We start from the raw sequence: 25700 nt of genomic DNA, 5'->3' as shown, positions 1-25700 counted from the left end.
GGCAGCGTGCGGGTGACACCGCCGGTATGTCAGGCGACGCTGCGCCGCACGAACACGTCGTATGTGGCGTTGGTGTCGCCGGGTACGAGGTCCGAGGCGACGGAGGAGAAGACGGTGAGGCGGCCGTCGGCGCTGAGGGACGCCTCCGACGAGTAGTGGTCACCGTCCCCGCCGTCGGCATAAGCGGTGCTGACGCGCTGTGTCTTCCCGGTCTGACGGTCGTGGACGAAGACGTCACCCACGGCGTTGGCGTCCCGGGCGATGAGGTTGGTGGCGCTGGAGGAGAACGCGACGTGCCGTCCGTCGGCACTGACCGATGCTCCCCCTGAGTGCCCGTCGCCCTGCGTGCCGTTGTCGGCGACGCTCACCCGCTGCGTGGTCCCCGCCTGGCGGTCCCGTACGTACACGTCGATGCGCCCGTTGGTGTCGCCGGACACCAGGTTGGCGGCACTGGAGGAGAACGCGACATGGCGGCCGTCGGCGCTGAGCGAGGGCCACGACGAGCCGCGGTCGCCCTGCGCCCCGGCGCCCGTCACGCTGACGCGCTGCGTGGTGCCGGACCCCAGGTCACGTACGAAGACGTCCTCCGCCCCGTTGGTGTCCCCCGCCACGAGGTTGGACGCCGCCGAGGTGAAGGCCACGTGCCGCCCGTCGGCGCTCAGGGACGGCGTCGTCGACTCGGCGTTGCCCTGCGCGCCACCGCTCGCGACGCTGACGCGCTGCGTGGTCCTGGTCTGCCGGTCGTGGACGAAGACGTCGTCGGCCCCGTTGGTGTCCCCGGCCACGAGGTTGGACGCGCCCGAGGTGAACGCCACGTACCGGCCGTCGGCGCTGACCGACGGGGCGAACGACCAGCTGTTGCCCTGGGTGCCGTTGGTCGCGACGCTGACGCGCTGCGTGGTGCCGGCGACGCGGTCCCGCACGAAGACGTCCCGCTGGCCGTTGGTGTCACCGTTCACCAGGGCGCGCGCCACGGACTCGAAGGCGACGTACCGTCCGTCGCCGCTGATCGACGGCTCGTCGGACCACTCGGCCGGGTCGCTCTCGGCGTCCCCGTCGGTCAGACTGACCCGCTCGGTGGTGCCCGCCGACCGGTCGCGCACGAAGACGTCCGGCGCGAGGTTCTTGTCGCCGGGTACGAGGGAGGCCGCGTCGGAGGTGAAGGCCGCGTACCGCCCGTCGCCGCTGAGGACCGGCGCGCTGTCCATCGACTGCATGGACGTCTGGGCGCCACCGGAGGCGACATTGACCCGCTCGGCCACGGTGGCGGGAGGCAGCACGGGCGGGGCGTCGAGGGCGGTCTCGTTCCCCGCCCGGGGAGCCCGTTGGACGAAGCCGCTGCCCGACTGCCCGTAGCACTGGGCGAGTTGGACAGGTGTACCCGACGCGTGGGAGCCCGATGTGACGTCGAGGCACAGGGCGGGGGAGGGGGCGGCGGCCTGGAGCCCGACGTGCTCGGCTCCGCTGTCGACGAGACGGAAGTCGGCGCCGGCCGCCGCGGTGCACCCGCCCTGGCGCGTCCGCGTGCCGACACCGGCGGCACCCGGGTCGGGGACGACCAGACAGTGGTTGCTCCGGGCGTTGACGATCTGGTGGGTGCCGCCGCCCGTGGGGGACTCGCGCAGATACCATTCCGCGCCGGGCTGCCCGGTGCAGTCCGCCTGGACGACCGGTGCGTCGAGAGACTGCGAGGAGTCCTCGGTCTCCACGCACTTGCCGCTGTGCACGGCGACGATGTTCACCGCCGAGGCCGCGTGAGCCCGCGGAGCGCTCAGGCCCACCGAGGCCATCGCCACCACCGCCGTCCACGGGACGACCAGTAACCGCATCCGACGCGACCACACGAGCTGACGCACGACCAGACTCCTTTTACGGTAACGACTCTGCGAGGCGGGCGACGACGGGCGAAGGGGCGGCGCCGGACAGCGGCGCTAGGGAGCGATGCGGCGGACGAAGACGTCGGGGCGGCCGTTGGTGTCCCCGCTCACCAGGTTGGCCGCGGCGGAGGCGAAGGCGACGGAGCGCCCGTCACCGCTCATCGACGGCGAGCCGCACAGGCCGTCCGCCTCGATCCCGCTGCCGGAGGTGCTGACGCGATGGGTGGCGCCCGTCTCGCGGTCCCGTACGAAGACGTCCGCCACGCCGTTGGTGTCGCGCAGGATCAGATTGGTCGCGCCGGACGTGAAGGCGACGTACCGGCCGTCGCCGCCGACCACGGGAGCGGTCGCGTAGCCGTTGCCCTGGCCGCCACCGCCGGAGAGGCTGACGCGTTCGGTCGTGCCCGTGCGCCGGTCCCGCAGGAAGACGTCCTGCTTGCCGTTGGTGTCGCCCGTCACCAGATTCGACGCGTGGGAGGCGAAGGAGACGTGACGGCCGTCCGAGCTGATCGACGGGTCGGAGGCGTATCCGTTGCCCTCGCTGCCGTTGCCGGCGACGCTGACGCGTTCGGTGGTGCCGGACTGCCTGTCCCAGACGAAGACGTCGTGCTGGTTGTTGGTGTCGCCCGGGACGAGGCGTGCCGAGTTGGAGAGGTAGGTGATGTGGCCGCCGTCCGAACTGATGGCGGGCGAGGTCGAGTTGTCGTAGCCGTCGTTCCCTTCTCCGGTCTCGCTGACGCGCTGGGTGGTGCCGGACTGCCGGTCCCGCACGAAGACGTCCCACTCGTTGTTGACGTCGCCCGGCACCAGGCTGGTGGAGAAGGACTCGAAGGCGACGTGGCGTCCGTCGGCGCTGATGGACGGCTCGGACGCCCCGAAGTCGCCCTGGCCGCCGCCGCTCGCGACGCTGACGCGCTGCGTGGTGCCGGTCTGGAGGTCGCGTACGAACACGTCCCCCGAGTTGTTGGTGTCACCGGGCACCAGGTTGGACGAGCCGGACTCGAAGGCGACGTGGCGTCCGTCGGCGCTGATGGACGGCTCGGACGAACCGGAGTTGCCCTGGCCGCCGCTGTCCGTGACGCTGACGCGCTGGGTGGTGCCGGTCTGGAGGTCGCGGACGAACACGTCGCTGTAGCCGTTGGTGTCGCCCGGCACCAGGTCCGCCGCGTGGGAGACGAAGGTGACGCGGCGTCCGTCCGCGCTGACGGCCGAAGCGCCGTGGGCGTCGGAGGCGGGCTTCGTCTGGGCGCCGCCCGAGGTGACGCTGACCCGCTCGGGAGGCGCGGTCGGAGTGCCCGGCGGCAGCGGGTCCAGTGGCGTGTCGTTGCCGACGCGCGGAGCCCGTTGCGCGAAGCCGGTGCCGGACTGCCCGTCGCAGGTGCCGAGTTGCAGGGGTACGCCCGACGCGTGCGACCCCGAGGCGACATCGAGGCAGAGGGCCGGGGCGGGCGCGGCGGCCTGTATCCGGATGTACGCGGTGCCGGTGTCCACGAGGCGGAAATCGGCCCCCGCGGTGACGGAACACGTCCCCTGGCGGGTCTGGGTCCCCACGCGCGCGGAGGCCGGGCCGGGCACGGTCAGGCAGTGGCCGCTGTGCGCGTTGACGATGTGGATCGTGTGGCCGCCGGTCGAGGACTCGCGCACGTACCACTCGGCGCCGGGTTGCCCCGCGCAGTCGGCCTGGAGGACCGGCGCGTCGGAGGACTGCGAGGAGTCCTTGGCCTCCAGGCACTTGCCGCTGTGTACGGCGATCACGTTCACCGCCGAGGCGGCGTGGGCTGCCGGGGCGCCCAGGCCGACCGAGGCCGCCGCGACGCCCCACACCGCGGCCAGTGCTGCGAACACCCGGTACCGCCATCGCTGCTGGCGCATGGACCTCGTCCTTCCCGCTGGTGCGCGGCAGCCTGCCGGGCGGCGCTGACATGGCGCTGACACGTCGGACGCGGGCCGTACCGCCCCGAGCGGTGGCACGGCCCGCGCCGGCAGGTCAACGGGTGTTCCGCGAGGGGACGGAGGGGCCGGCTCCGTCGGGCACGGGCGCCGCGCGGGCCGAGTGGGTCTTGCTGACGGCGTCCACGAGCTGCCGGTGGACGCCCTCCGGCAGGGTGCTCCCCTGGACGGTGCCGACCAGGTCGCCGGCCAGGCGGTGCAGTTTCGTGTTGGTGTTCTGCGAGGCCGTGACCAGCACCTCCCAGGCCGCCTCGGGGCTCAGGCTGAAGGAGGACATCAGGATGCCCCGGGCCAGGTCGATGGTGGGCCGCGTCTGCATGGCCCTGCGCAGCTGGGCGACGACGGTCCGCAGATCCTGGCCGGACTCCTCGTCCCGGTCCGGGTCATCGGCCGCCGCCGGTGCGGGGCCGTTCTCCTGCCCCTCGGGAGTGAAGAGGTAACGGGTGCCGGTCAGGTCCAGGATGCGGTCGACCGCCGGGCTCCCGGCGGTGATGCGGACGGCCTTGCCCAGGAGCAGGGCCCGCTGCCGCAGGCCGAGCAGGAGGTTCAGGCCGGAGCAGTCGCAGAACCCCACCCCGCTCAGGTCCAGCTCGACGGCGCGGGCCGGACTGCCGAGGGCCTGGTTCAGGCCGGGCCGCAGCGTGCGACCGGCCTCCAGGTCGAGATCCCCGCGCAGCGCCAGCGTGATCCGGTCGTCACTGTCCGCCACCGTCTCGAAGGACGACGGGGACGACATCGGCGGCAGCGCCACCCGTGTCCCGCCGCCCTGCCCCACGAGGGAACGCTCAGACTGTGCAGGCTCCGGCATGGCCTCTCCCTCTCGTCATCGCCTACCGCCGCCCCCAGGCTGCCGGGCGCGGCGTACACACGTCAACTAATACCGGAAATGTAGTACGTGTTTTTGAAAACGCGTATGGCGAGTCGCTAGAGTTGGGGCATGGATGGAGTGCCCGAGCCACACACCGGATGGACGTTTATCACCAACCACGCGCGGGTGCTGGCAGCGATCGCGGACGATCACAACGCCCGCATCCGCGACATTGCCGCACACTGCCGACTCACCGAACGCGCGGTGCAGAAGATCATCGCGGACCTGGAGCAGGACGGTTATCTCTCCCACACGAGGGAGGGACGCACCAACACCTACCGGATCGACCCCAGCAAGGTGCTGCGTCACCCGGCGGAGTCCGGGCTGGCCGTGGCGTCCCTGCTCTCACTCCTGGCCCGCGACGAGGCCGACCGCACCGACGCGGGCAACCGGCCGCACGCCACGGCCTGACGGGACCCGTAGGGACCGCTGGGTGCGGGAGCCCGTCGACGCCGCGCGACCCGGTCCTCGCATCGGACAGGTGCACGAGCGCGCCGCCGGGCCGGAGCAGGTCCCCGGTGGTCGCCGCCTGCGACCACCGTGTCTTGTGGGCCACGCCCATGACCCCGCCGAACAAGTGGGCCAGCATTGCCGTACGCGGAGATCGACGAGCTGGTGCGACGTTACCTCGGACCGGTGAGGCGGGCCGGTCAAGGGGTGTTGACGCGGGGCTGCCGAGTGGTGAGAGGGAAATCCTCACCGGGGCGGGGTTCTCCGGCCCGCGGCGCCATGTCGTGCCGGGCGGTCAGGCGTTGGTGTATGTCGTTTTCGGCCCCGCACCTCTTCGGCCCGCGCCGCGAGGAGTTCGGGGCGGCCCTGCGGGAGCTGCTGCGGCAGGCCTCCCCGCGGGGCCGGTTCTCCGAACGGGGGCCGAGCACGGACGTCTTCGTCTGGCGGACCGGCCCCGGCCCTCGGATGTGAGCCGGCCGCTCAGAGCTTTTCGGCCTCGCGGACGCGGTGCAGGTGGATCAGGACGTGGTAGGCCCGGCCCAGGGCGAGCGTGGGCAGCGCGTCGGGCTCGAACACCGAGCCGGCGTCATAGGTGGGGCGGGCCGTGTTCAGCCAGGCGCGTGCCGTGGGCGGGGCGGCGCGCAGGTCCACGTAGTAGTCGCGGTGGCGCACTTGGTCGAGGGTGTGTTCGTTCATCCCGCGCGTGGCGGGCGGCACGGTGATCTTCCTCCAGTCGCCGCCGAGGGAGATGTCCTTGGTGAGGAAGGAGCCACCGGCGAAGGTGAAGCCGATGGCCACGTACTTCCCGCCGAGGGCGTCACGCAGACAGGACCCCTGCGTCTTGGGGTACATCCGCGGGTGCGTGGAGAGAAAGCCGACGTGGCCGTTGTGCGCGGACAACAGCACCTTGCCACCCGTCCGGCGGTGCCACCAGGCGACGTTGTCGGCCATCGCCCGGTCACGGAGGTGCTCCGCCGCCGTCACCGAGGCCGGGTCGGTAGCATCGACGGCGGCGAACGCGAAGGTCTGCGCGATGTTCCGGGCGTGCTGCACCGCCCACGCGTACGCCTCGCTGTCCGCGCCCCGCGCGGCGGTCACCAGCTCCAGTGCCCGCCGCGCCGCGACGGCATTCTGCCGCCGTTCGGCGCTCCAATGCCGTAGATCCGACCAATGGAGGACGCGTGTGACCAGTGCGGACACTTCCGAGCAGGTCGATGCGCGACTGGACCGGTCACTGCTGGTGCTGGGCGCTCTCACGGCCGCGGGCACGTTCGCGGCCGCTTTGGACGCGACCATCGTTTCGCTGGCACTGGACAGTATTCGTTCGGAATTCAACACTCCGATTGAGACGATCCAATGGATTATCACCGGCTATCTCCTGGGAATCGCGACGGTAATTCCGATGACCGGCTGGGCCGTCGACCGTTTCGGCGCCCGGACCATGTGGCTGACGGCGATGGGCCTTTTTCTCGGCGCCTCGCTCCTTTGCGGAATTGCTTGGTCCGCTCCTTCCTTGATCGCTTCCCGCGTGCTCCAGGGGTTCGGCGGCGGCATGATCGTGCCGATCGCCCAAGCCGTTTTGGCCCGCGCGGCGGGCCCCTCCCGGGTGGGCCGGATCATGGCCCTGGTGACGATCCCCACCCAGTTCGCCTCCGTCATCGGCCCGACCCTCGGCGGTCTGCTGGTGGAGACGACGACCTGGCGCTGGATCTTCTACCTCAACCTGCCCATCTGCCTGATCGCCGGCGTGCTGGCGGCCCGTCTCCTCCCGCCCGACGAGCCCCAGCGCGAGGCGCGCCTCGACCTCCGAGGCCTGCTGATGCTCTCCCCGGGACTCGCCCTGCTGGTCTTCGGCGTCTCCCGGGTGGCCGACGGCACGACGGCGGTACTGGTCCCGGTCGCCGCGGGCGCCGTACTCCTGGCGGGCTACGTGGTGCACGCCCGCACCACCCCCCACCCTCCCGTCATCGACCTGCGGCTCTTCTCCACCCGCTGGTTCCGGACGCTGGCCGCGATCATGCTGGTGTACGGCGGCTTCTTCTTCGGCGCGGTCTATCTCTTCCCGCTCTACTTCCAGCAGGCCAGGGGCCATTCGGCGCTCCAGGCGGGCCTTGAGGTGGCGCCCCAGGGCATCGGCCTGCTGCTGATGGTGTTCCTGGGCGGCTCCCTGGCCGACAAGCTGGGCCCCCGGCCGGCCATGCTGGGCGGCCTCGGCCTGCTCGCGCTGGGCACGCTCGTGTACACGCAGCTGCCCGCCGACCCGCCGATGTGGCTCCTGCTGGCCGCGCTGGCGGTGCGCGGCGCGGGCGTGGGGCTGTGCGTCGGCCCGCTGATGGCCGCCGTCTTCCAGGGCGGACTGCCGAAGGCGTCGATACCGCGGGCCACGACGGCCGTGAACATCCTGCAGCGCGTGGGCGGTTCGTTCGGCACGGCTCTCTTCGCCGTGGTGCTGACGAGTCAGGCGGGGGCGCACGACGACGCCACGCCCGCGGACTTCAGCCACACGTTCTGGTGGGTGGCGGGCCTGATCGTCGCGGCCCTGGTGCTCACGCTGACGCTGCAACGCGGGCATCCGGCCGCGGCGTCGGCGGACGACTGAGCGAGCCGGGCCTTCGGGCGCGGCGCTCGGGGAGGTGTCGCGGCGACAACCTTTCGGCCTCGCCGGTGGTCGCGCACACCCCCCCGCGGCAGCCGGGGGCCGGGGGCGCCGCCGCTGGCGGCCATGGGGTATAGTCGATCTTGACCTGGTCGCAGCAAGTCACGGTGGCCGGCGATGCGTTGGTGGTCCAAGGAAAGACGCCCCGCTTCCCGCGGGGAAATGCAGGTGCAAGGCCTGCCCAGCGCTCGACAGGGGCCCGTCCGCGTACAGCGCGGACGGGCCCCTCATGCATGTGCTGGTCTCACATGGTGTGGTGCAGCCAGCGCCGCAGGGTGGCGTTGATCTCCACGGGCAGGGCGCTGAGCTGGTCGATGGCGGCGCGGTCCTCGGGGCGCGGTGGGATGCCGGCCGCCGTCAGAGCGGCGAGCAGATCCAGGCGGCGCGCATCGCGCGGGGCGATCGGGGCGTGAAGGCGCTCGGCGGCGTTCGGCGGTGGCAGCAGGTAGTCCATGTCCTGCTCGGGCCCGGCCGGGGCGGGCCAGGTGACCTCCGCCGAATGGGCGGCGTAGAGGTCCACGAAAGCCTGGGGCGTGGGGTGTTCGAAGGCGATGGCGGTCACGTCGGTCTCCTCACCGGCAGCGGGTGGATGTGCGGGAGAAGAGCCGACTTCGCCCCCGTGCGGTTGCGATGGCCCGCGGAGACCACGCCGACGGCGCCATAGGCGGCTCATCCTCTTCTCCGACCAATGGGGTCTCCACTGCTGCGGGGCGGGTGTGGCACCGCGTCGCACGCCCGACCGCCCGACCGGGCCCCGCGCGACCTACGCGTCCCTGCGGCGCAGCGACCACCACCCCGCCAGCACCGCCGCGCCCGTCCACAGCGCCGTCACCCCGAGGCCCGCCCACGGCGCCAGGTCGCTGGGCGGGTCCACGTACAGGACCTGCTGGCCGGCGCGGTCGGGGAGGTAGTCGGCGAGGGAACCCGACGTCTCGCCCAGAATCATGGAGACGATGAGGATGAACGGGATCAGGATGCTCAGCACGGCGAGGCCGCTGCGCAGCACCGCCGTCAGGCCGGCCGCGAAGAGCGCCATCAGCGCGAGGTAGACGGCCCCGCCCAGGCAGGCGCGGAGCGCGTCCCCGTCACCGAGGCTCAGCGCCGCGTCGCCCAGGAAGGCGCTGCCGCCCAGGAACGACACGAACGTCGTCACCAGGCCCATCGCCAGGGCGAGCCCCGCCACGTTCGCGAGCTTCGCCGCGTAGAACAGGCCCCGGTTCGGGACCGCCGTCAGCGACGCGCGGATGGCTCCGCCCTGGTACTCGGACGACATGGCCATCGTGCCGAAGGAGATCGCCGCGATCTGGCCGAGGTTGAGGCCGAGGAAGACGGAGAAGAGGGCGTCGAAGTCGGCGCTGTCCGCCTCGGAGTCGCCGATCGCCGCGTTGGCCGCGATGGCGAAGCCCGCCGTGAGCAGGAAGACGGCGAGCAGCGACCACGCGGTCCCGCGCAGGGTCCTGATCTTGATCCACTCGGAGCGGAGTACGGCTGCGGTGGACATGGTTCAGGCCTCCTGCGGGGCGCGTGCGGTGAATTCCGTGGCGGTGGCGGTGAGATCGAGATAGGCCTGTTCCAACGTGGCCTCCTCGGAGGCGAGTTCGAGCAGAACGATGCCTTCCTGGGCGGCGAGCGGCCCGATCGCCTCGATCCGGGCGTCGTCGATCAGGATGCGGCCGTCGTCCGAGTCGACGGGGGTGTGGCCGTGCCGCAGCAGCACCTCGCGCAGCCGTGCGGGCTCCGTCGTACGGACCCGGACACGCGGCTTGATCCGGGCCGCGATGAAGTCCTTCGTCGGCGTGTCCGCCAGCAGCCTGCCCTTGCCCAGGACGATCAGGTGATCGGCGAAGGATGCCGTTTCCCCCATCAGATGGCTGGAGACCAGCACGGTGCGGTTCTCCCGCGCGAGACCGCGCATCAGCTCGCGAATCCAGATGATGCCCTCCGGGTCCAGACCGTTCGACGGCTCGTCCAGCAGCAGCACCTGCGGGTCGCCGAGCAGGGCCGCGGCGATGCCGAGGCGCTGGCGCATGCCGAGGGAGAACGTCTTCACCCGTCGGGAGGCCGCGCTCGCGATACCCGTCAGTTCGAGGACCTCGTCCACCCGCCGGTCCGGGATGCGGTTGCTCGCGGCGAGGGCCAGGAGGTGGCTGCGGGCGGTGCGGGAACCGTGCGGCGCCTGGGCGTCGAGCAGGGCCCCCACATGCCGCAGCGGCTCGGCCAGCCGCGTGAACGGCCGGCCGCCGATCGTCGCCGTCCCGGAACTGGGCCGGTCGAGGCCGAGAATGAGACGCATGGTGGTCGACTTGCCCGCGCCGTTGGGGCCGAGGAACCCGGTGACCTGGCCGGGCCGGACGGAGAAGGTGAGGTGGTCGACCGCCCGCACCTGCCCGTAGACCTTGGTCAGGTCCTTCACATCGATGGCTGTCATGGTGACGACACTGCCGTTCGCCGCCACGTGCCCGCTTCCCCCGGCGGAGGGAAAGCCCTCCCCCACGTGGGGGAGGCAACTCCCGTGCGCCGCTGGGACCATGGCGTTCATGAGCAGTTTTTGGCGGCTGGTGCGGCCTCTGTCGCGCGCGGTCACCTACACCCGGTGGCTGCACCTGTTCATGGGTGCGGTGGCCGCCGTCGTCGTGGTCGGGGTCGCCTTCCCGGGCCTCACGGACCCCAGTGCGGGCATGTGGCTGCTGCTGCTCTTCGTGCCGCTCCCGCTGCTCGCGCTCGCCGCGTCCGTCCCCGGCACCCGGGTCGCCGAGGCGATGCAGGCGCGGCTGCTGCTCTACCCCGGACCGCAGGCACCGCACGAGCATCCGGCGCCGGAGATCGCCGGCTCGCCCTCGAAGTCGTGGGGCGACCGGTGGCGGGTGTTCGTCTGGCTGACGCTGCGGCTGTGGCTCGGCTTCGGGGCCACCGTCGTCACGCTCAACGGCCTCGTGCTGACGCTGGGGCTGCTGATGCCCTCCCTGTGGCCGCCGTTCGGTGCGGGGCCCGTGCTGCTGCCCGGGCGATGGGGCTGGTGGTACCCGCTGCTCGCGCCCGTGTCCGGCGCCGTGCTGGTCGCCGTCGTCTGGGGCGCCGGCACGCTGATGGCCGGCCTCGCGCCCCGGCTCCTTGGCCCCTCACCGGCGGAACGGCTCGCGGAACTGGAGGCGCGGACCGAGCGGCTGCTGGAGCGCACCCGGCTCGCCCGTGAACTGCACGACACCATCGGCCACGCGCTCACCATCGCCGTGGTGCAGGCGGGCGCGGCCCGTGCGGCCGGGACACCGGAGTTCACCGACCGGGCGCTGGCCGCCATCGAGGACACCGGACGCGAGGCCCTCACCGAACTCGACCGCGTGCTGCGGCTGTTGCGCGAGGACGCCGACCCGACGGCGCAGCGGCCCACGCTCGCGCACGCCGGACGGCTGGTGGAGTCGGCGCGCGGCGCCGGGGCCGAGGTGAGCGCCCACATCGGCGGGGACCTCGGCGCCGTACCCGGCCCCGTCTCGCGCGAGGGCTACCGCATGCTGCAGGAGTGCCTGACCAACGTACTGCGGCACGCGGGCCCGGTCCCGGTGAGCGTACGCGTCGAAGTCCTCGACGACTGGCTGGAGTTGGAGGTGCGCAACAAGCAGCCGGCCGAGCCCGCCGCGTCCCCCGGCGGCGGCACGGGGCTGCGCGGACTGCGCGAGCGGGCCGTCCTGCTCGGTGGTGCGGCCGCGTACGGACCGGACGACGGAGTGTGGCGGGTGCACGTCAGCCTGCCGTTACAGTGATCCGCATGCCGATCACTGTCCTGCTCGTCGACGACGACGCGCTCGTACGCGCCGGACTGCGCGCCATCCTGGAGGCGCAGCCCGACATCGAGGTCGTCGGCGAGGCGGCGGACGGCGCCGCCGTCATCCCCCTGGTGGGGAAGGTGCGGCCGGACGTCGTCGCCATGGACGTACGCATGCCCCTGATGGACGGCATCGAGGCGACCAAGGCCGTGCTGCGGACGGTCGCGGACCCGCCGAGAATCCTCGTCATCACCACGTTCGAGGAGGACGAGTACGTCTACGGGGCGCTGCGCGCCGGCGCCGACGGGTTCCTCCTCAAGCGCGCCCGGCCCACCGAGATCGTGCACGCCGTGCGGATCGTCGCCGAAGGCGAGTCGCTGCTCTTCCCGCCCGCGCTGCGCTCCCTCGCCGTCGCCCACGGCAACGCGTCCGCGCGCAGCGCCCTGGCCAAGGCCGCGCTCACCGAACGCGAGGGCCAGGTGCTGCGGGCCGTCGCGCGCGGCCTGACGAACGCGGAGATCGCCGCCGAACTGCACCTGGGCACCGAGACGGTGAAGACGCACGTGAGCGCGGTGCTGGCGAAGCTCGGCGCGCGCGACCGCGTCCAGGCCGTGATCACGGCGTACGAGTCCGGCTTCATCACCGCGGGCGCGGACACGTAGCGGCACCGACCGCCGCAGCCCCAAGGGGCGTGCGCAGGGGCACTTGTCCATGTAGTCCGGTGACAGAACCGCGCCCGCCCGCGCCGCTAGCCTCCCAAGTCCATCGAGCCCACGAACGCGACACGTGAGGAAGCGGATGAACGGTGTGCGGGAGCTCCCGGAGGACTGCACCACGGTGGACCTCGCCGATCCCTGGTTCTTCCGGCACCACGACCAGTACGAGCTGTGGCGCAGGCTCCGGGCCGAGCACCCGGTGTTCTGGACGGAGCCGGGGGAGGACCGGCCGGGCTTCTGGTCGGTGACGCGCTTCGAGGACGTGCAGCGCGTCTACCGCGACAACCGGCGCTTCACCTCCGAGCGCGGCAACGTGCTGACCACACTGCTCGCGGGCGGCGACTCCGCGGCGGGGATGATGCTCGCGGTCAGCGACGGCGAGCGCCACCGGGAGCTGCGCAACGTCATGCTGAAGGCGTTCTCGCCCCGGTTCCTTCGGTCGGTGGAGCTGCGCGTGCGCGACATGGCCGACCGGCTGGTCCGCCAAGTGGTGGACGGGGGAGGCGACTTCGCGGCGGAGGTGGCGGAGAAGATCCCGATGGGGACGATCTGCCACCTGCTGGGAGTCCCGGAGAGCGACCAGGCGTACCTGCTGACCCTCACCAAGTCGGCGCTCAGCTCGGAGCACGAGGACGCCACCGAGGAGGCCGCCGTACGCGCGCGCAACGAGATCCTCCTCTACTTCCTCGACCTCCTGGACGGCATCAGGAAGACGCCCCGCGAGGGCGCCATCGCCGCCCTCGCGGACGGCGCCGTCGGAGGCCGGCCGCTCACCGAGGAGGAGATCGTCTTCAACTGCTACAGCCTCGTCATCGGCGGCGACGAGACCAGCCGCCTCTCCATGATCGGCGCGGTCCACGCGCTGGCGGAGCACCCGGAGCAGTGGCGGCTGCTGCGCGCGGGGGAGGTCGGCACCGACACCGCCGTGGACGAGGTGCTGCGGTGGACCACCCCGGCCATGCACTTCGGCCGCACCACGCTGGAGGAGGTGACGATCGGCCCCCGCACGGTCGGGCCCGGCTCCGTCGTCGTGCTCTGGAACACCTCGGCCAACCGGGACGAGGAGGTGTTCGAGGAGCCCGACCGCTTCCTGCTCTCCCGTACGGCCAACCGCCACCTCACCTTCGGCTACGGCCCTCACTTCTGCATCGGGGCCCAGCTGGGGCGCGCCGAGGTCGGTGCCGTCCTGGGCGCCCTGCGCACCCACGCCTCGGCGTTGGAGCTCACGGGAGAGCCGCATCGGGTCCACTCGAACTTCCTCAACGGCTTCAGCACCCTGCCGGTCGCCTTCGCCCCGGCCTGAGAGCCGGCCGGGGCGTCGCGCGCGTCAGGCGAACCGCTCGCGGGCGTGCAGCCTGGTGAGCACCGGGAAGGCGTAGCGGCCCGCGGAGTCCGGACCCTCCAGGAGCTGGTGGTCGACGAGGGTCTCCGCGACGTCCTCGGCGGCCACCAGGCTGCAGCCGAGCGAGGAGGCGGCGGCCCGCAGGGTGAAGGAGCCCCCGCAGGCCCGCGCCAGCGCCGCGAGGGCCCGCCGGGAGGCCCCGGCCAGGGAGACCAGGTGCGCGTCGAGGCGGGCCCGGACGTCCAGCTCGCCGTGGGACAGTTCCGACAGCCGGCCCCGTTCGTCGGTGAGCCGGTGGGCCATGCGGGACAGGCACCAGTGGGGCCGGGTGACCAGGCGTTGGCCCACGATCCGGATGGCGAGCGGGAGATGGCCGCACAGCTCGGCGATCTCCTCGGCCATCAGACGCTCGTCGAGCACCCGTTCCTCGCCCACGATCCGGGTCAGCAGCCGGAGCGACTGCTCGGCGGTGAAGAGGGAGAGCGGGAAGTGCCGCGCTCCCGGGATCGTGGACAGCGGCGCCCGGCTGGTGAACAGCAGGGCGCTGGTGAACCCGCCGGGCAGCAGCGGCTGCAACTGCTCGTCCCGTACGACGTTGTCCACGACGACGAGGACCCGGCGCTCGGCGAGCAGACTGCGGTACGCGCCGACGCGCTCGGTGAGCCCGCGCGGTATCTCGCCCTCGCCCATGCCCAGCGCCCGCAGGAAGCGGTGCAGCACGGTGTACGAGGCGTGGCAGTCGGCCCCGGTGTCGCCGCGCAGGTCGGCGTAGAGCACCCCGTCCACGTACCGCAGCCTGCACGAGTTCGCCACGCGGACCGCGAGGACGGATTTGCCGACGCCCGGCGGGCCGTAGATGGAGGCGACCGGCGAGGGGCCGAACAGACCGCCGGGCGCGTTGCTCTGCGTGAGGTGCTGGAGCACCTGATGGTGCTCGCTGCGGCCCACCAGGTCCGGGGTGTCCGGCGGCAGTCCGTACGGCCGCTCGGCCTCCGCCCGGGGCGGGGCGGCCTGAACGGCCTTGTCCTCCGCGGCGCGGTTGACGCCGCGGAGTACGGAGAGCTGGGCGGCGCGCAGTTCGGGTCCGGGGTCGATGCCGAAGTCGATCCGCAGGGTGCGGTCCAACTTGCTGAACAGGCCGAGCGCTTCGACCTGCTGACCGGCTCCGGCCAGCGCGACCATCAGCTGGGCGTGCAGGCCCTCGTGCAGCGGATGGTGCCGTACGAGGGGTTGCAGCTGGTCGACGGCCTTCTCGTACTGGCCGTAGGCGACGGCGAGTTCCGCGAGACGCAGGGCGGCGGTGATCTGCCGCTGGTTGGCGTCCAGCGCGAGGGGGTGCTGCTCCAGGCGCGGCGAGGAGCCGTGCAGCACCGGGCCGGACCACAGGGCCAGCAGCTCCGTGAGGAGCCGCACCTCAAGGGTGAGGTCCCCGCCGGCCCGGGCGTTCTCGGCTTCCGTGGCCAGTTCACGGAAGCGCAGCAGGTCCAACTGGTCGGCGCCGATGCGCAGTTCGTATCCCGCGTTCCGGCGCACTATGGCCGACGTGTCCGAGCCCGGGTCGCTGTGCTTCGCCAAGAGGGCGCGCAGCCGCGAGACATACGTATGGACCAGCTGGTTGAAGGAGTTCGGAGGCGCCTCGCCCCACAGGACGTCGACGATCTCCGCCTGCGAGACGCTCTCGTTCGCGTGCAGGGCCATCAGGCCGAGCAGGCTCTGCTGCATCGGGGTGCCGGCGTTGAGCACGCTCCGGCCGCGGACCGCGCTGAGCGGGCCGAGGACCTGGATCATCAGCCGGTCGTCCTCGCCGTACGCGTCCTCGTCCAGGAGGGACCTGGCGGCGGCCTGGTCGAGCAGGCGGGGTTCCTGGAGGACTTCGGCCAGGCGCTGGATGGAGTGCCGCCGCGGCATGCGGACCCGGCCGTTCTCGATCTCCCGCAGTGTTCTGAGACTGATTCCGGAGCGCTCGGCCACCACCCGCTGACTCAGCCGGGCTCTGTCTCTCGCGTCCCTCACCACCTCCCCGAGATCGTCGGTCTGGTCGTGCAGTGCGCCTTGGACCGCCATCAAATCCCCGTCCGTCGACGAGCAGCCGTTCCTTACACCCATTCCAGCTAGGTATTTCACACGCCTGTACGACGCTGCGGAAGAGGCAGATCGTTCATCCAGTGTCTATCCAGCGGGACGCCCGGGCGCCATGGAAATATTTCTGCGCGGACGACGAAGATCCGCTTTGAAATCGAATGTGCTGGATGATCCCTTATAAGCGAAGCGTCAGGGTGGGCGTGCCCGGGTGGGAGTGACTCAGCGGTGCTGATTCGCGAAAGCAGTGCGCGGCCGGCCCTGGTCGAGCTGGACGACCTCGCGCGAAATGATCTTCCTCCGTGGCTCGGGAAGCACGAGGAGTCGCTACGTGAAATAGTCGAGTGGGCGTCCAGCTACCTCGCACGACCCCACCCCGAAGTAGGGCGAAAGGGGCATGTCTGTCCGTTCGTCAAGACGTCGATGAACAGAGGCCTGTTCTATCTCGCGGTGGAACCAGGGACTCCGAAAAGCTCGGCGGAGACCGCCGAGGTGCTTCGCGTATACCGTGACTGGTTCGTCGAGCTCGCCCGCCAGTATGGGGGCGCCGCGCAGTACACGACGATTCTCGTGCTCTTTCCGGACTTACCTTCGGACAGGGTGGCCGAAATTATTGAGAACACCCAGGTATTGCTGAAAGCGGACTATGTCTCGCATGGCCTGATGATAGGCGAGTTCCATGACGGCCCACCGGCCAAGGGCGGCTTATGGAATCCGGAATTCCGCCCGTTGAAGAGCCCCGTGCCCTTGCTGGCGATACGTCACATGGTGCCCACAGATCTGCCGTTTCTGCAGGATGACCCGGAACAGCTGGCGGAGTACCGCCGCCGCTACGGCTGAGAGGCGCCGGCGGCCACGGCCGCGCGGACACCCGGGTCCGGACCCGACGCGGGCCCGTCAGCCGCAGAGTTCCTTGAGCCGTGACAGCAACCCGGCCTCCGTCTGGCCCTCCTGGGGCACCGGGACCACCTGCAGTTCGGTCACCCCGGCCGCGCGGTACGCCGCCACCCGCTCCTTCACGTAGCCCTCCGGCCCGCACAGCGTGGTGGCCTCCAGGAGTTCCGCCGGGACGGCAGCCGCGGCCCCCGCGCGATCACCGGCCCGGAACAGCCGCGCCACGGCCTCGGCCTGGGCCCGGTAGCCGTACCGGCAGACCAGGTCGTAGTAGTAGTTGTGGCCCACCGCGCCCATCCCTCCGATGAACAGGACGAGTTGGGCGCGGGCCAGCTCACGGGCCCGGGCGGCGTCCGGGCCGATCGCCAGCAGCCCGCCCGCGGAGATCCGCAGCGGGCCGAGGCCCGGGTCCCGCCGCGCCGCCCCGGCCCGCAGGTCCTCGCCCCAGACCTCGTCGTACCGTTCGGGGTCGAAGAACATCGGCAGCCAGCCGTCGGCGACCTCGGCGGTCATCCGGACGTTGCGCGGGCCGAGCGCCGCCACCCAGACGGGGACGGCCGGCCGCACCGGCGCGGCCAGCAGCTTCATGGCGGTGCCGAGCCCCGTACCGCCGCCCTCGCCCGGTGGCAACGGCAGCCGGTGCACCCGTCCCTCGTACCTCACCGGCTTCTCGCGCCGCCAGAAGGCGCGCAGCACCGCGATGGTCTCCCGGGTCCGCGCCACCGGCTCGCGGTACGGGATTCCGTGCAGCCCCTCGACCACGCGCGGTCCGGACGTACCAAGCCCCAGATGGGCGCGGCCGCCTGACAGGGCGTCGACTCCGGTAGCCGTCATCGCGAGCAGCGCGGGCGTGCGGGTGTAGACGGACATGATGCCCGAACCGATCTCCACCCGCCGGGTGCGCGCCGCGATGAACCCCATGAAGCTCGGGGCGTCGTGGCCGTAGGCCTCGGGCACCCAGATCAGGTCGAGGCCGGCGCGTTCGAGCTCCGCCACCTGCTCGGCGGCGGCCACGATGTCGCCGTCGTACCGCAACTGCATGGAAATCCGCATGGGAGGCTCCGGGTTCGGGGGTCAGGCGGTGGGGGCGCCGCTGTCGAGACGTTCCAGGCGGCCGGCGGCGGCGAGTTCGGCGACGCGGAACCGCTGGATCTTCCCGGAGGCGGTCACGGGCAGATCCGCCGCCAGGAACCAGTGGACCGGGATCGTGTACGGCGTGAGCCGCCCCTCGCACTGGGCCAGCAGCGCCGCCAGCCCAAGCCGCGCACCCGGTACGGGCTGGACGACGGCGGCGACCTCCTCGCCCCACACGTCGTCGGGGACCCCCACGACCACGGCCTCCCGCACCCCGGGGACCTCCGCGAGGACCTCCTCGATGGCGGCGGGCGCGATGTTCTCGCCGCCCCGGATGATCAGGTCGTCGATCCGCCCGTCGATCCGCAGGGCCCCCGTGGCATCCATCGATCCGAGGTCGCCGGTGTGCAGCCAGCCCTCCGCGTCCACCTTGCCCGCGGTGGCGGCCGGGTCGCCGTAGTAGCCGATCATCTGCTGGTAGCCGCGGGCGCAGATCTCCCCCTGGACGCCGAGCGGTTGCACGGCGCCCGACTCGGGGTGGACGACCTTGCACTCGGCGTGCGGGAGCGGCCGTCCGACGGTGCTGGTCTTGTCCTCGACGGTGTCCTCGGGCCGGGTGAGCGTGAGGACGGAGGCCAGCTCGGTCTGGCCGTACAGGTTGAACACGGTGGTGGAGAAGAGCCGTTCGGTCTCCGCGATGAGCTGCGGACGGACCGGCGCGGCCCCGGTCAGGACGGACGAGAGCACCGGGCGGTCCGGGACGTCGCGCGCCGCCTCGTTGAGCGTGCTCAGCACCGTGGGAACACTCGTGAGCACCGCGCCGGGTGCCTCGCCCAGCGTGCCGAGCAGCACCTTGGGGTCGAACCGTTCGAGCAGCACGAACGTGCCGCCGCGCCAGAGCGGGCCCAGACAGGAGATGACGCAGCCGGCGGTGTGGAACATGGGGAGCGGGCTGACGACCGTCGCGCCGGGCCGCACCCCGAGCGCCTCGAATGTGAGCCGGGGGACGTTCACCACGGCACGGTGCGAGAGGAGGACGGCCTTCGGGGCGCCCGTGGTCCCCGAGGTGAACTGGATCTGGGCCGGCGCGGCCGGGTCCGGCCCGTGCTCCCCGGGCAGCGGCCCACCCTCCTTGAGCTGGTCCCAGTCGCCGAGGGAGACGACATGGCGCAGCCGCGGCAGTGTGGCGGCGACCGACGACACCACGGCCGCCATGTCGTACGCGCGGCTGCGGTCGGCGTGGACCAGCATCTGGACCTCGCTGACACCGAGGGCGTGCGTCAGGTCGGCGGCGCGGAACGCCGGGTTGAGGGTCACCAGGGTCACCCCGGCGAGCGCCGCCGCGTACGCGAACACGGGCCACTCGGGGACGTTGGGCGCCCAGATGGCGACCCGGCTGCCGCGCGGGACCCGGGCGAGGATGCCGGACGCGACGCTCCGCGCCTCGGCGAACAGCTCCGCGTACGTCCACTGCCGGGGCGGGCCGCCGCCGTCCGGGACGCCGCGCAGGGCGACGGCGTCCGGACGGCGGGCCACGGTCTCCCGGAGCAGGGCGCCGATGGTCCGGTCGGCGAGCGGGCCACGCCCGTCCGCGCGCCGGACCGAGCCGGCGCGCGGTGGCCGGCTCCCGTTCACTGCCCGTACGGTTCGGCCGGTCACTGTGGCTCCTCATGTCGTCGGTCTGCGGCGTCGATCTCCGCCAGCACCTCGGCGGTGTGCTCTCCGTGCGCGGGAGCGGCGCCCCGCAGCGAGTCCAGGCCCGACCCGAAGAGCACGGGGAAGCGGACCTGGGGCCGCGGGTCGTTGCCGGGCGGCCCGGGAACGGTGCCGACGAGGCCGCGGGCCACCACGTGTTCGTCGGCGAGGAACTCCTCCGCCGACTCGTGGACCGGGGCCCAGGGCACGTCGAGACCGGAGAGGGCGGCCGACCACCACGCGAGGTCGTGCCGTGCGAACACGTCCGCGAGCAGCGCCCGGACCTTCTCCTTGGCGCGGGTGCGGTCGGCCCGCCGGTCGTACGCGTCGTCGGCGAGGGCGGGGAACCGCCCGGCGAACCGCTGCCGGAAGGCGATCCAGAACTTGTCCTCGAAGGTGGCCAGGGTGAGCCGCCGGCCGCAGGCCAGGACGAACACGTCGTTGTCCCCGGTGACCAGCGGGTTGCCACCCGGCCCCGCGCGACCGTGCCGCGACAGGGCGAACGGCGCCGCCCAGGCGGCCGCGGCCTCGTGCAGGGAGACGTCGAGGTGCTGGCCCTCGCCCGTGGCCCGGGCCCCGAAGACCGCCACGGCCGTGGCGAGCGCCGCGTACATCGCGCCCGCCGTGTCGGCGACCCGGACACCGACCCGGTCCACCGGGCCCACCGCGCGGTGCGGCACCGCGAAGAAGCCGGACAGGGCGAGGAAGTTGAGGTCGTGGCCGGGGCGCGATGCGTACGGCCCGCTCTGGCCGAAGCCGCTGATCGAGCAGAGCACGATCCGGCGGTTGGCGGCGCGCAGCCGCGCGTAGCCGAGCCCCAGCTTCTCCAGGACGCCCGGCCGGTGGCTCTCCACGACGGCGTCGCTGCGCGCGACCAGCCGCAGCAGCGTGTCGCGGCCCTCGGGCTGCCGGAGGTCGAGGATCACCGACCGCTTGTTGCGGTTGAGCGCGGCGAACGTGTCGGGGTCGACGAGTCTGCCGTAGTCGCCGCCGTCAGGGCTCTCGACCTTGATCACGTCGGCGCCGAGGTCGGCCAGCAGCAGCGTGGCGAAACCGCCGGGCAGGAGGCGGGACAGGTCCAGCACCCGCAGCCCGGCCAGGCCGGGCCACCCCGCCGGCCCCGTGGGCCCGGCCGCTCCTGGCGTCGCGTCATCCATGGCTTTCCCCCGTCCAGTTCAGTGCGGCAGCCGTGTGCCGAGGCCCAGGGCAACCGCCCTGGCGTGCACGGCGGCGGCCACCGCGATGTCGTGCACGCCCATGCCGAACGGGTTGATCACCACGCGGTCCCGGGCGCCCACCTGCCGTCGGTAGGCGCCCGCGAGCAGGTCGGGGAGGGCGGCGTCGACGGACCGGCCGCCGTCGGGGGCACGCGTGCCGGGAGCGGTGACCCGGCCTTCGCCCGCGAGCACGCCCAGGAGGCGGTGGTCGTCCTCGGCGACCAGCTGCCAGTCGTCGACGAAGAGGTGGTCGCAGCCGAGCAGCAGGCTCTCGGCCGCGTCGTCGAGGGAGACGTTGACGAAGGTGCCGCCCTCGGGCACCCAGTCGAGCTCGACGTACGGCTCGGTCGTGGTGGTCACCGCGAACGTCAGCTCGGCGCGGGACACCGCCTCCTCGGGACGGTCGGCCACCGAGACCGTCACCCCCGGTCGCGCGGCGGCCCAGGTGGCGGCGGCCTGCTCCGCGCGGGCGCCGTCCCGGTCGTACAGCACCACCTCCCGCAGCCCGGGAGCGCCGGGCGCCAACAGCCCGAGATGGACCTCGGCCTGGCGGCCGCAGCCGAGGAAGGCCACCCGGCCGATCCCCGCGAGGTCACGGACCGCGCCCACCGCGGCGAGCGAGACACCGGCCGTCCGCAGCGCGCTGATCAGGGCGCCCTCCATGATGCACAGCGGCCGGGCCGTCTCGGGGTCGTCGAGCACGATCAGCCCCGCGGCCCGCGGCAGCCCGAGCGCCTGGTTGCCCAGCGAGGCGTTGATGATCTTGCAGCCGTAGCTGTCGCCCGCCCAGCCCGGCAGGATCAGGCTCCGGGCGGAGGCACCCGAGGGCGTGGTCCACCGCAGGGCGGCCTCGGGGGTCAGCCCGGCCTTGCCCGCCCGTACGGCGAGCAGCGTCTCGCGCACCAGGTCCACGACGGACAACTCGGCGCAGACGCGTGCCACATCGGCGCTCGCGAGGTAGGTGATCGGAGGCGGGGTATGCGCGGTCATGGCTTCGCCACTCCTTCGGTGACCGGGGATGTGCCGGGGTGCGCGAACGCGTCGCGGCGGGTGTGCCCCAGGGCGTCGAGTGCCGCCGCGACCTCGGCGGTGGCCCCTGCCGGGTCCCGGGCCACGACACCGGTGAGCTGCGGGTACTTGTCGCCGCCGTCCGGGCAGACGCAGGCGGCGTCGGCCGTTGCCGGATGCCCGGCCGCATCTATGACGGCGGCGAGCACCGAGGCGCCCGCGCTGCCGCCGAGCGACAGGCCGGTCCGGTCCCGGATGCGCGCGCAGGCCGCGACGGCGTCCAGGTCGCGGATGCGCACCCGGCGGTCCCAGTGGTGACGCGCCACGAACCGCGAGGCACGGCCGGAGCCGAACCCGGCGAGCTTGTCCGGGCGGTGCGCCGCCGCCCCGCCCAGCGCCGCCGACCCCACGGCGTCCACCGCGATGATCCGGGTCGTGGGCCGGTGCGCCCGGAAGTAGTCGGCCACCCCGGCCAGCGTCCCGCCCGTGGAGACCGCCACGGCGACCGCGTCGAAGCCCGCGTCAGGGGCGGCGCCGGCCAGCTCCACGGCGGTCCCGGTGGTGTGGACGCGAGGGTTGGCGCTGCTCCCGTACTGATCGGTCCACACGGCGGTGCCGTCCCGGCGCAGGATGTCGCGGACCGCTGCCAGCCGGGCGTCGAGCGTGCGTCCGGACGGCTGTTCGGGGACGGTCACCACGTCCGCGCCGTACTCCGTCATCAGCGCGACGCTCGCGCGCGGGGTGCTGGGCTCGACGACGAGGGTGCACCGGTAGCCGCGGGAGGCGCACAGCCCGGCGAGCGCGATGCCGAGGTTCCCCGAGGTGGACTCCACCACCCGGTCCCCGGGACGCAGCCGGCCGGCCTCCTCCAGCGCGTCGAGCAGCGCCTCGGCGGTGCGCGCCTTGATGGAACCGTAGGGGCCGAGCGACTCCAGCTTGAGCCACAGCCGCAAGGACCGCCCGGGCAGGGGAACCCGGACGGGCAGCAGAGGAGTCGGGGGGTGGGGCACGGTCCGGTCAGCCCTCATGGTTCTCGGCGGAGGAGGCCGGGCCGAGGGCGAGGGGGCCCTCCTGGTGCGGCGCCCGCGTGTGCTCGGGACCGATGTCGCTGATCCGGTAGCCGCGCGGATAGCCCGGGTACGTCCTCGCCGTCGGTCGCGTCATGAGCCGCGCCATCAGCGCGGGCGCCGCCCGTTCGGCCCGCGCGTGGGCGTGCAGCCCGATCCGGTGCAGGGCCCGGGCCGGGCCGGGCGCCCGCCGAATGCCCAGCGCCTGCCGGGCGGTGGTGTCGAGCCGGCACGGCAGCGTGGCGGCCACCAGGTCGGAGACGGGACGCGGATACCACGAGGAGTACAGCCGCATGACGGCGGCACCGACGCGTGCGCTGCTCGGGGTCAGCCGGAAGTTCGCCCGCTCGTACTCCGCGTTGAACCGCTCGAACTCCGTGTACTCGCTGGGCAGGTCCTGGATGTTCATGCGGGCCCCCACCTCCCGGTAGAAGTAGAAGGCGGACAGCCGCTCCGTCTCGATGGTCCGGCGCCAGGCCCAGCGGTCGATCCACCGGATGGGCTCGAAGACGAACGTGGACAGGACGTACAGCATGTCGTCGTTGGAGATCGAGTAGCGGCGGTGCGCGAGGTTGATCTGGCGCAGGGCCTGCCGGCCCCGCTCCGAGGCGTAGCCGTGGTGCACGATCTCGCCGAGCAGGATGCGTGTGTCGTCGTAGCGCTTCTGCGCCCGCCGCGCGAACTCGCCCGTCCCGTCCAGGAGTTCGGAGATGCTCGGTATGCAGCAGGTCCGCCAGATGGCCACCTCCAGGCCCCGGCCGTAGTCCCAGGGGAACTCCCGGTCGCAGGAGGTGCGGTGGATCGTCTCGTGGTCCGCCTTCGGGTCGAGGGACCGCAGGTACTCAACGGTGGCATACCGGTTCCGCATGACGCTCCTCGATCCGGATCGTGTGGTGGGGGCCGTGGACTACAGCGGGGTGGCTCCGGCGGCGCTGGTCACTTCGGGGCGCGTGGGGTCGAAGCGGCGGGTCTCGTAGCGCCACTGGAGCTGGCCCGTCAGCCAGCTGCGCAGGCCCGTGACGTGCCGGGCCAGCGGAGCGAGCAGCGAGGGGTCGAGGGAGTCCCGCAGCGCCGCGTCGGGGAACGTACGGCTGAGGCCGGTGAAGGTGGTGACGCGGTCCTGCACCATCTCGCCCACCGCGTCGACGGCGGCCTGCAGGCCGGTGCCGTGGGCGTGCCGGTGGACGGCCACCAGGTTGTGCGGGTCGCCCAGCAGGGCCTCCTTCTCACACGAGAAGAGGTCGTTCGTCCACAGGTCGGCGTCGGAGAGCGACTGGTTCAACTCGGTGAACACCGGCAGACGGTAGATCTCCGGCGGGATCTCGAAGTGGGTGGTGACCTCGATGAGATCCAGGTACGGCATGAGGGCGCGACCGCGCATCGCGATGTACTCGGCCGGCTCCGGCGTGCGTCCCGAGAGCCGGTTCTCGGCCTCCCAGGCGCAGGTGTCGAAGAACGCGCCGATGTGCCCGGCGAACCGGGTCCGCCACGTGTCGGAGACATACGGACGGGTGCGGCGCCACAGGTCGGCGAAGGCGGGGCGGAAGGCCGTGATCACCGAGTGCTCCGCGGGGTGTCCTGCCGTGCCGGGCGGGGCGTCGGCGACGGACCCGTCCGGGGTGAGCCAGCCGAGCACCTCGCGGCACACCGCGCGCAGCCGCTCGGGGTCCTTGCCGAGGTCCGTCTCGTCGAACTGGTCGTCCAGCACCAGCATGCAGCTGATCCAGTCGGTGACCAGGGCCAGTTCGGTGTGGCCCGCGTGCGGATAGGCGCGCGCCATCAGGGTGCCGAGCAGCGACCGCTCGTGATGCCGGCGGGCCACCTCGTCGGGCACGAGGCCGAACCGCCGGACGAACGCCCGGGTGCTCACCTCCACCTGGTCCCGGAAAGGGCTGATCTCCGTGGCGAAGTCCACCCGGATCTGGGGCATTCGGAGGGTCACGATGACTCCGGGGTCGAAGGAGCGGACAGAGAGGACAGCGGCGGAACGGGCAGGCACGGGCGGCACCGGGGAGAAGCAATTCCGAAAAGGTGAACCGGTCCGCGTCCGCGGATGCGCCACACGCCCCCGCAATCGGAATTCCGGCGAGAGATTCCATGCGGGGCGATGACAGCCTACGGGAGCACTGTGCCCGGGACTGGAAGCAATCTGTACGGCCAACTGCCCCTGTCACAAAGGGCGGTGACGCCGCTCGAAGAACAGGCTAGGGTGCCGATTCGGAAGTGAACGACGGTTGTTTGCCGCCCGATGGAGAGGCGACCAGTGTCCTCATCCGCAATTCCCGCTCAGCGTTCCGAAAGCGCCTGGCTCAAGCGGTTCGAGCCGGTACCGGCGCCCCGGGTCCGACTCGTCTGCCTGCCGCACGCGGGGGGCACGGCGGGCGCCTACCACGCCTGGACCGGGGACCTGCCCGCCGACGTGGAGCTGGTCGCCGTGCAGTACCCGGGCCGCCAGGAGCGGTTCGGCGAACCGTGCGTGACGGAGATGGGCACGCTGGCCGACCACATCACGCGGGCACTGCTGCCCCTGGCCGACCGGCCGCTGGCGCTGTTCGGGCACAGCATGGGCGCGAGCGTGGCCTACGAGGTCGCACTACGCCTGATATTCCGTCACCAGATGCGCCCAGTCGCGCTGTTTGTGTCCGGACAGGCCTCACCGCTGCGCCGGAGCGAGGGCCAGGACCTGCATCTGCGGGACGACGAGGGCCTGCTGGCGGGGCTGCGCGCCCTCGGAGGCGTGGAGGAGGAGGTGTTCGCCGACCCTGACCTGCGGCAACTCGTGATTCCCTCACTGCGGTCCGACATGCGGCTCATCCGGAACTACCGGCGCACCCAGGCGCACCGGGTGGACATTCCGGTGACGGCGTACGTGGGCGATGCCGACCCAGAGGTCTCCCTCGGCGACATCCAGGCATGGCGTGACCTCACCGCGGCGGAATTCACGGCGCGCTCACTTCCCGGCGGTCATTTCTATCTGCAGGATCGGCAGGCGGAACTCGTCGCCGATATCGCTGCACGGCTGACTTCGGTCCGCGCCCGGTAGTGC

Annotated in this window: 22 protein-coding genes and 1 pseudogene; 8 read left to right on the top strand and 15 right to left on the bottom strand. The window is 72.4% G+C overall.

Annotated elements, in window-relative coordinates; all coding sequences use genetic code 11:
* Positions 1 to 29: 29 nt before the first annotated feature.
* The 3 genes from J2N69_RS01235 to J2N69_RS01225 form a co-directional block, all read right to left on the bottom strand.
* A complete protein-coding gene (locus J2N69_RS01235) occupies positions 30 to 1856 on the bottom strand; it encodes an RICIN domain-containing protein (RefSeq protein ID WP_230899017.1) in 1827 nt (608 codons plus the stop codon).
* A gap of 75 nt (positions 1857 to 1931) precedes the next feature.
* Positions 1932 to 3749 carry an RICIN domain-containing protein gene (locus J2N69_RS01230; RefSeq protein WP_230899016.1) on the bottom strand — a complete coding sequence of 606 codons (1818 nt, stop codon included), beginning with the start codon at positions 3747 to 3749 and terminating at the stop codon, positions 1932 to 1934.
* 115 nt (positions 3750 to 3864) lie between these two features.
* Positions 3865 to 4635, bottom strand: coding sequence for an ANTAR domain-containing protein (locus J2N69_RS01225; RefSeq protein WP_230899015.1), 771 nt, complete (start codon positions 4633 to 4635; stop codon positions 3865 to 3867).
* 129 nt (positions 4636 to 4764) lie between these two features.
* On the opposite strand from J2N69_RS01225, the gene J2N69_RS01220 reads away from it, so the two are divergent.
* Together J2N69_RS01220 and J2N69_RS01210 are read left to right on the top strand one after the other, a co-directional pair.
* Complete coding sequence (locus tag J2N69_RS01220) at positions 4765 to 5106, top strand: helix-turn-helix transcriptional regulator (RefSeq protein WP_230899014.1); 342 nt, start codon at positions 4765 to 4767, stop codon at positions 5104 to 5106.
* Between the two features lie 171 nt (positions 5107 to 5277).
* A pseudogene (locus tag J2N69_RS01210) lies at positions 5278 to 5616 on the top strand (SAM-dependent methyltransferase); the annotation flags it as partial.
* A 9-nt stretch (positions 5617 to 5625) separates the two neighbouring features.
* Here J2N69_RS01210 and J2N69_RS01205 read toward each other — a convergent pair.
* Positions 5626 to 6441 (bottom strand): erythromycin esterase family protein, encoded by an 816-nt coding sequence (locus J2N69_RS01205; protein WP_230899013.1) that lies wholly within the window; start codon positions 6439 to 6441, stop codon positions 5626 to 5628.
* Here J2N69_RS01205 and J2N69_RS01200 point away from each other — a divergent pair.
* Positions 6329 to 7744, top strand: coding sequence for an MDR family MFS transporter (locus tag J2N69_RS01200; protein WP_230899012.1), 1416 nt, complete (start codon positions 6329 to 6331; stop codon positions 7742 to 7744). The two genes, J2N69_RS01205 and J2N69_RS01200, sit on opposite strands and share 113 nt — an antisense overlap.
* Positions 7745 to 8045: 301 nt before the next feature.
* On the opposite strand, the gene J2N69_RS01195 is transcribed toward J2N69_RS01200, so the two are convergent.
* The 3 genes from J2N69_RS01195 to J2N69_RS01185 form a co-directional block, all read right to left on the bottom strand.
* Positions 8046 to 8363 carry a hypothetical protein gene (locus J2N69_RS01195; protein WP_230899011.1) on the bottom strand — a complete coding sequence of 106 codons (318 nt, stop codon included), beginning with the start codon at positions 8361 to 8363 and terminating at the stop codon, positions 8046 to 8048.
* Positions 8364 to 8564: 201 nt separating this feature from the next.
* Positions 8565 to 9302: an ABC transporter permease gene (locus J2N69_RS01190; protein ID WP_127909083.1), complete on the bottom strand. Its 738-nt coding sequence runs from the start codon at positions 9300 to 9302 to the stop codon at positions 8565 to 8567.
* Between the two features lie 3 nt (positions 9303 to 9305).
* Positions 9306 to 10229 (bottom strand): ABC transporter ATP-binding protein, encoded by a 924-nt coding sequence (locus J2N69_RS01185; protein ID WP_230899010.1) that lies wholly within the window; start codon positions 10227 to 10229, stop codon positions 9306 to 9308.
* Positions 10230 to 10338: 109 nt separating this feature from the next.
* Here J2N69_RS01185 and J2N69_RS01180 point away from each other — a divergent pair, with 109 nt between their 5' ends.
* The 3 genes from J2N69_RS01180 to J2N69_RS01170 all read left to right on the top strand — a co-directional run bounded on the left by J2N69_RS01180 (position 10339) and on the right by J2N69_RS01170 (position 13581).
* Positions 10339 to 11559: a sensor histidine kinase gene (locus J2N69_RS01180; RefSeq protein WP_230899009.1), complete on the top strand. Its 1221-nt coding sequence runs from the start codon at positions 10339 to 10341 to the stop codon at positions 11557 to 11559.
* 5 nt (positions 11560 to 11564) lie between these two features.
* Entirely contained in the window at positions 11565 to 12224 is a 660-nt protein-coding gene (locus J2N69_RS01175) for a response regulator transcription factor (protein ID WP_230899008.1), read from the top strand.
* Positions 12225 to 12360: 136 nt separating this feature from the next.
* Positions 12361 to 13581, top strand: coding sequence for a cytochrome P450 (locus J2N69_RS01170; protein WP_230899007.1), 1221 nt, complete (start codon positions 12361 to 12363; stop codon positions 13579 to 13581).
* A gap of 24 nt (positions 13582 to 13605) precedes the next feature.
* Here the strand turns inward: J2N69_RS01170 and J2N69_RS01165 are convergent, their stop codons facing one another.
* Entirely contained in the window at positions 13606 to 15684 is a 2079-nt protein-coding gene (locus J2N69_RS01165; protein WP_230899006.1) for a BTAD domain-containing putative transcriptional regulator, read from the bottom strand.
* Positions 15685 to 15927: 243 nt separating this feature from the next.
* Between J2N69_RS01165 and J2N69_RS01160 the strand changes: the two genes are divergently transcribed.
* Positions 15928 to 16539 (top strand): DUF6875 domain-containing protein, encoded by a 612-nt coding sequence (locus J2N69_RS01160; protein ID WP_230899005.1) that lies wholly within the window; start codon positions 15928 to 15930, stop codon positions 16537 to 16539.
* A gap of 57 nt (positions 16540 to 16596) precedes the next feature.
* On the opposite strand, the gene J2N69_RS01155 is transcribed toward J2N69_RS01160, so the two are convergent.
* The 7 genes from J2N69_RS01155 to J2N69_RS01125 are packed head-to-tail and all read right to left on the bottom strand — an operon-like array spanning position 16597 to position 24596.
* Entirely contained in the window at positions 16597 to 17646 is a 1050-nt protein-coding gene (locus tag J2N69_RS01155) for an LLM class F420-dependent oxidoreductase (RefSeq protein ID WP_230899004.1), read from the bottom strand.
* 21 nt (positions 17647 to 17667) lie between these two features.
* Positions 17668 to 19302 (bottom strand): AMP-binding protein, encoded by a 1635-nt coding sequence (locus J2N69_RS01150; protein WP_230899003.1) that lies wholly within the window; start codon positions 19300 to 19302, stop codon positions 17668 to 17670.
* A gap of 20 nt (positions 19303 to 19322) precedes the next feature.
* On the bottom strand, positions 19323 to 20519 hold the full coding sequence (locus J2N69_RS01145; RefSeq protein ID WP_230899002.1) for a CaiB/BaiF CoA transferase family protein: 1197 nt from the start codon (positions 20517 to 20519) through the stop codon (positions 19323 to 19325).
* Between the two features lie 18 nt (positions 20520 to 20537).
* Entirely contained in the window at positions 20538 to 21569 is a 1032-nt protein-coding gene (locus tag J2N69_RS01140; protein ID WP_230899001.1) for an ornithine cyclodeaminase, read from the bottom strand.
* Positions 21566 to 22597: a cysteine synthase family protein gene (locus tag J2N69_RS01135; protein WP_230899000.1), complete on the bottom strand. Its 1032-nt coding sequence runs from the start codon at positions 22595 to 22597 to the stop codon at positions 21566 to 21568. The genes J2N69_RS01140 and J2N69_RS01135 overlap by 4 nt, the downstream gene beginning before the upstream one ends.
* A 7-nt stretch (positions 22598 to 22604) precedes the next feature.
* Positions 22605 to 23522 (bottom strand): oxygenase MpaB family protein, encoded by a 918-nt coding sequence (locus tag J2N69_RS01130; RefSeq protein WP_230898999.1) that lies wholly within the window; start codon positions 23520 to 23522, stop codon positions 22605 to 22607.
* Positions 23523 to 23561: 39 nt separating this feature from the next.
* On the bottom strand, positions 23562 to 24596 hold the full coding sequence (locus J2N69_RS01125; RefSeq protein ID WP_230898998.1) for a terpene synthase family protein: 1035 nt from the start codon (positions 24594 to 24596) through the stop codon (positions 23562 to 23564).
* 321 nt (positions 24597 to 24917) lie between these two features.
* On the opposite strand from J2N69_RS01125, the gene J2N69_RS01120 reads away from it, so the two are divergent.
* Entirely contained in the window at positions 24918 to 25697 is a 780-nt protein-coding gene (locus J2N69_RS01120; RefSeq protein WP_230898997.1) for a thioesterase II family protein, read from the top strand.
* Positions 25698 to 25700 lie beyond the last annotated feature (3 nt).

The sequence above is a fragment of the Streptomyces huasconensis genome (genome assembly GCF_021028635.1).
Lineage (GTDB): Bacteria > Actinomycetota > Actinomycetes > Streptomycetales > Streptomycetaceae > Streptomyces > Streptomyces huasconensis.
Note: the sequence above shows the minus strand (reverse complement) of the source record. Positions and strands in the feature narration are given on the sequence as shown.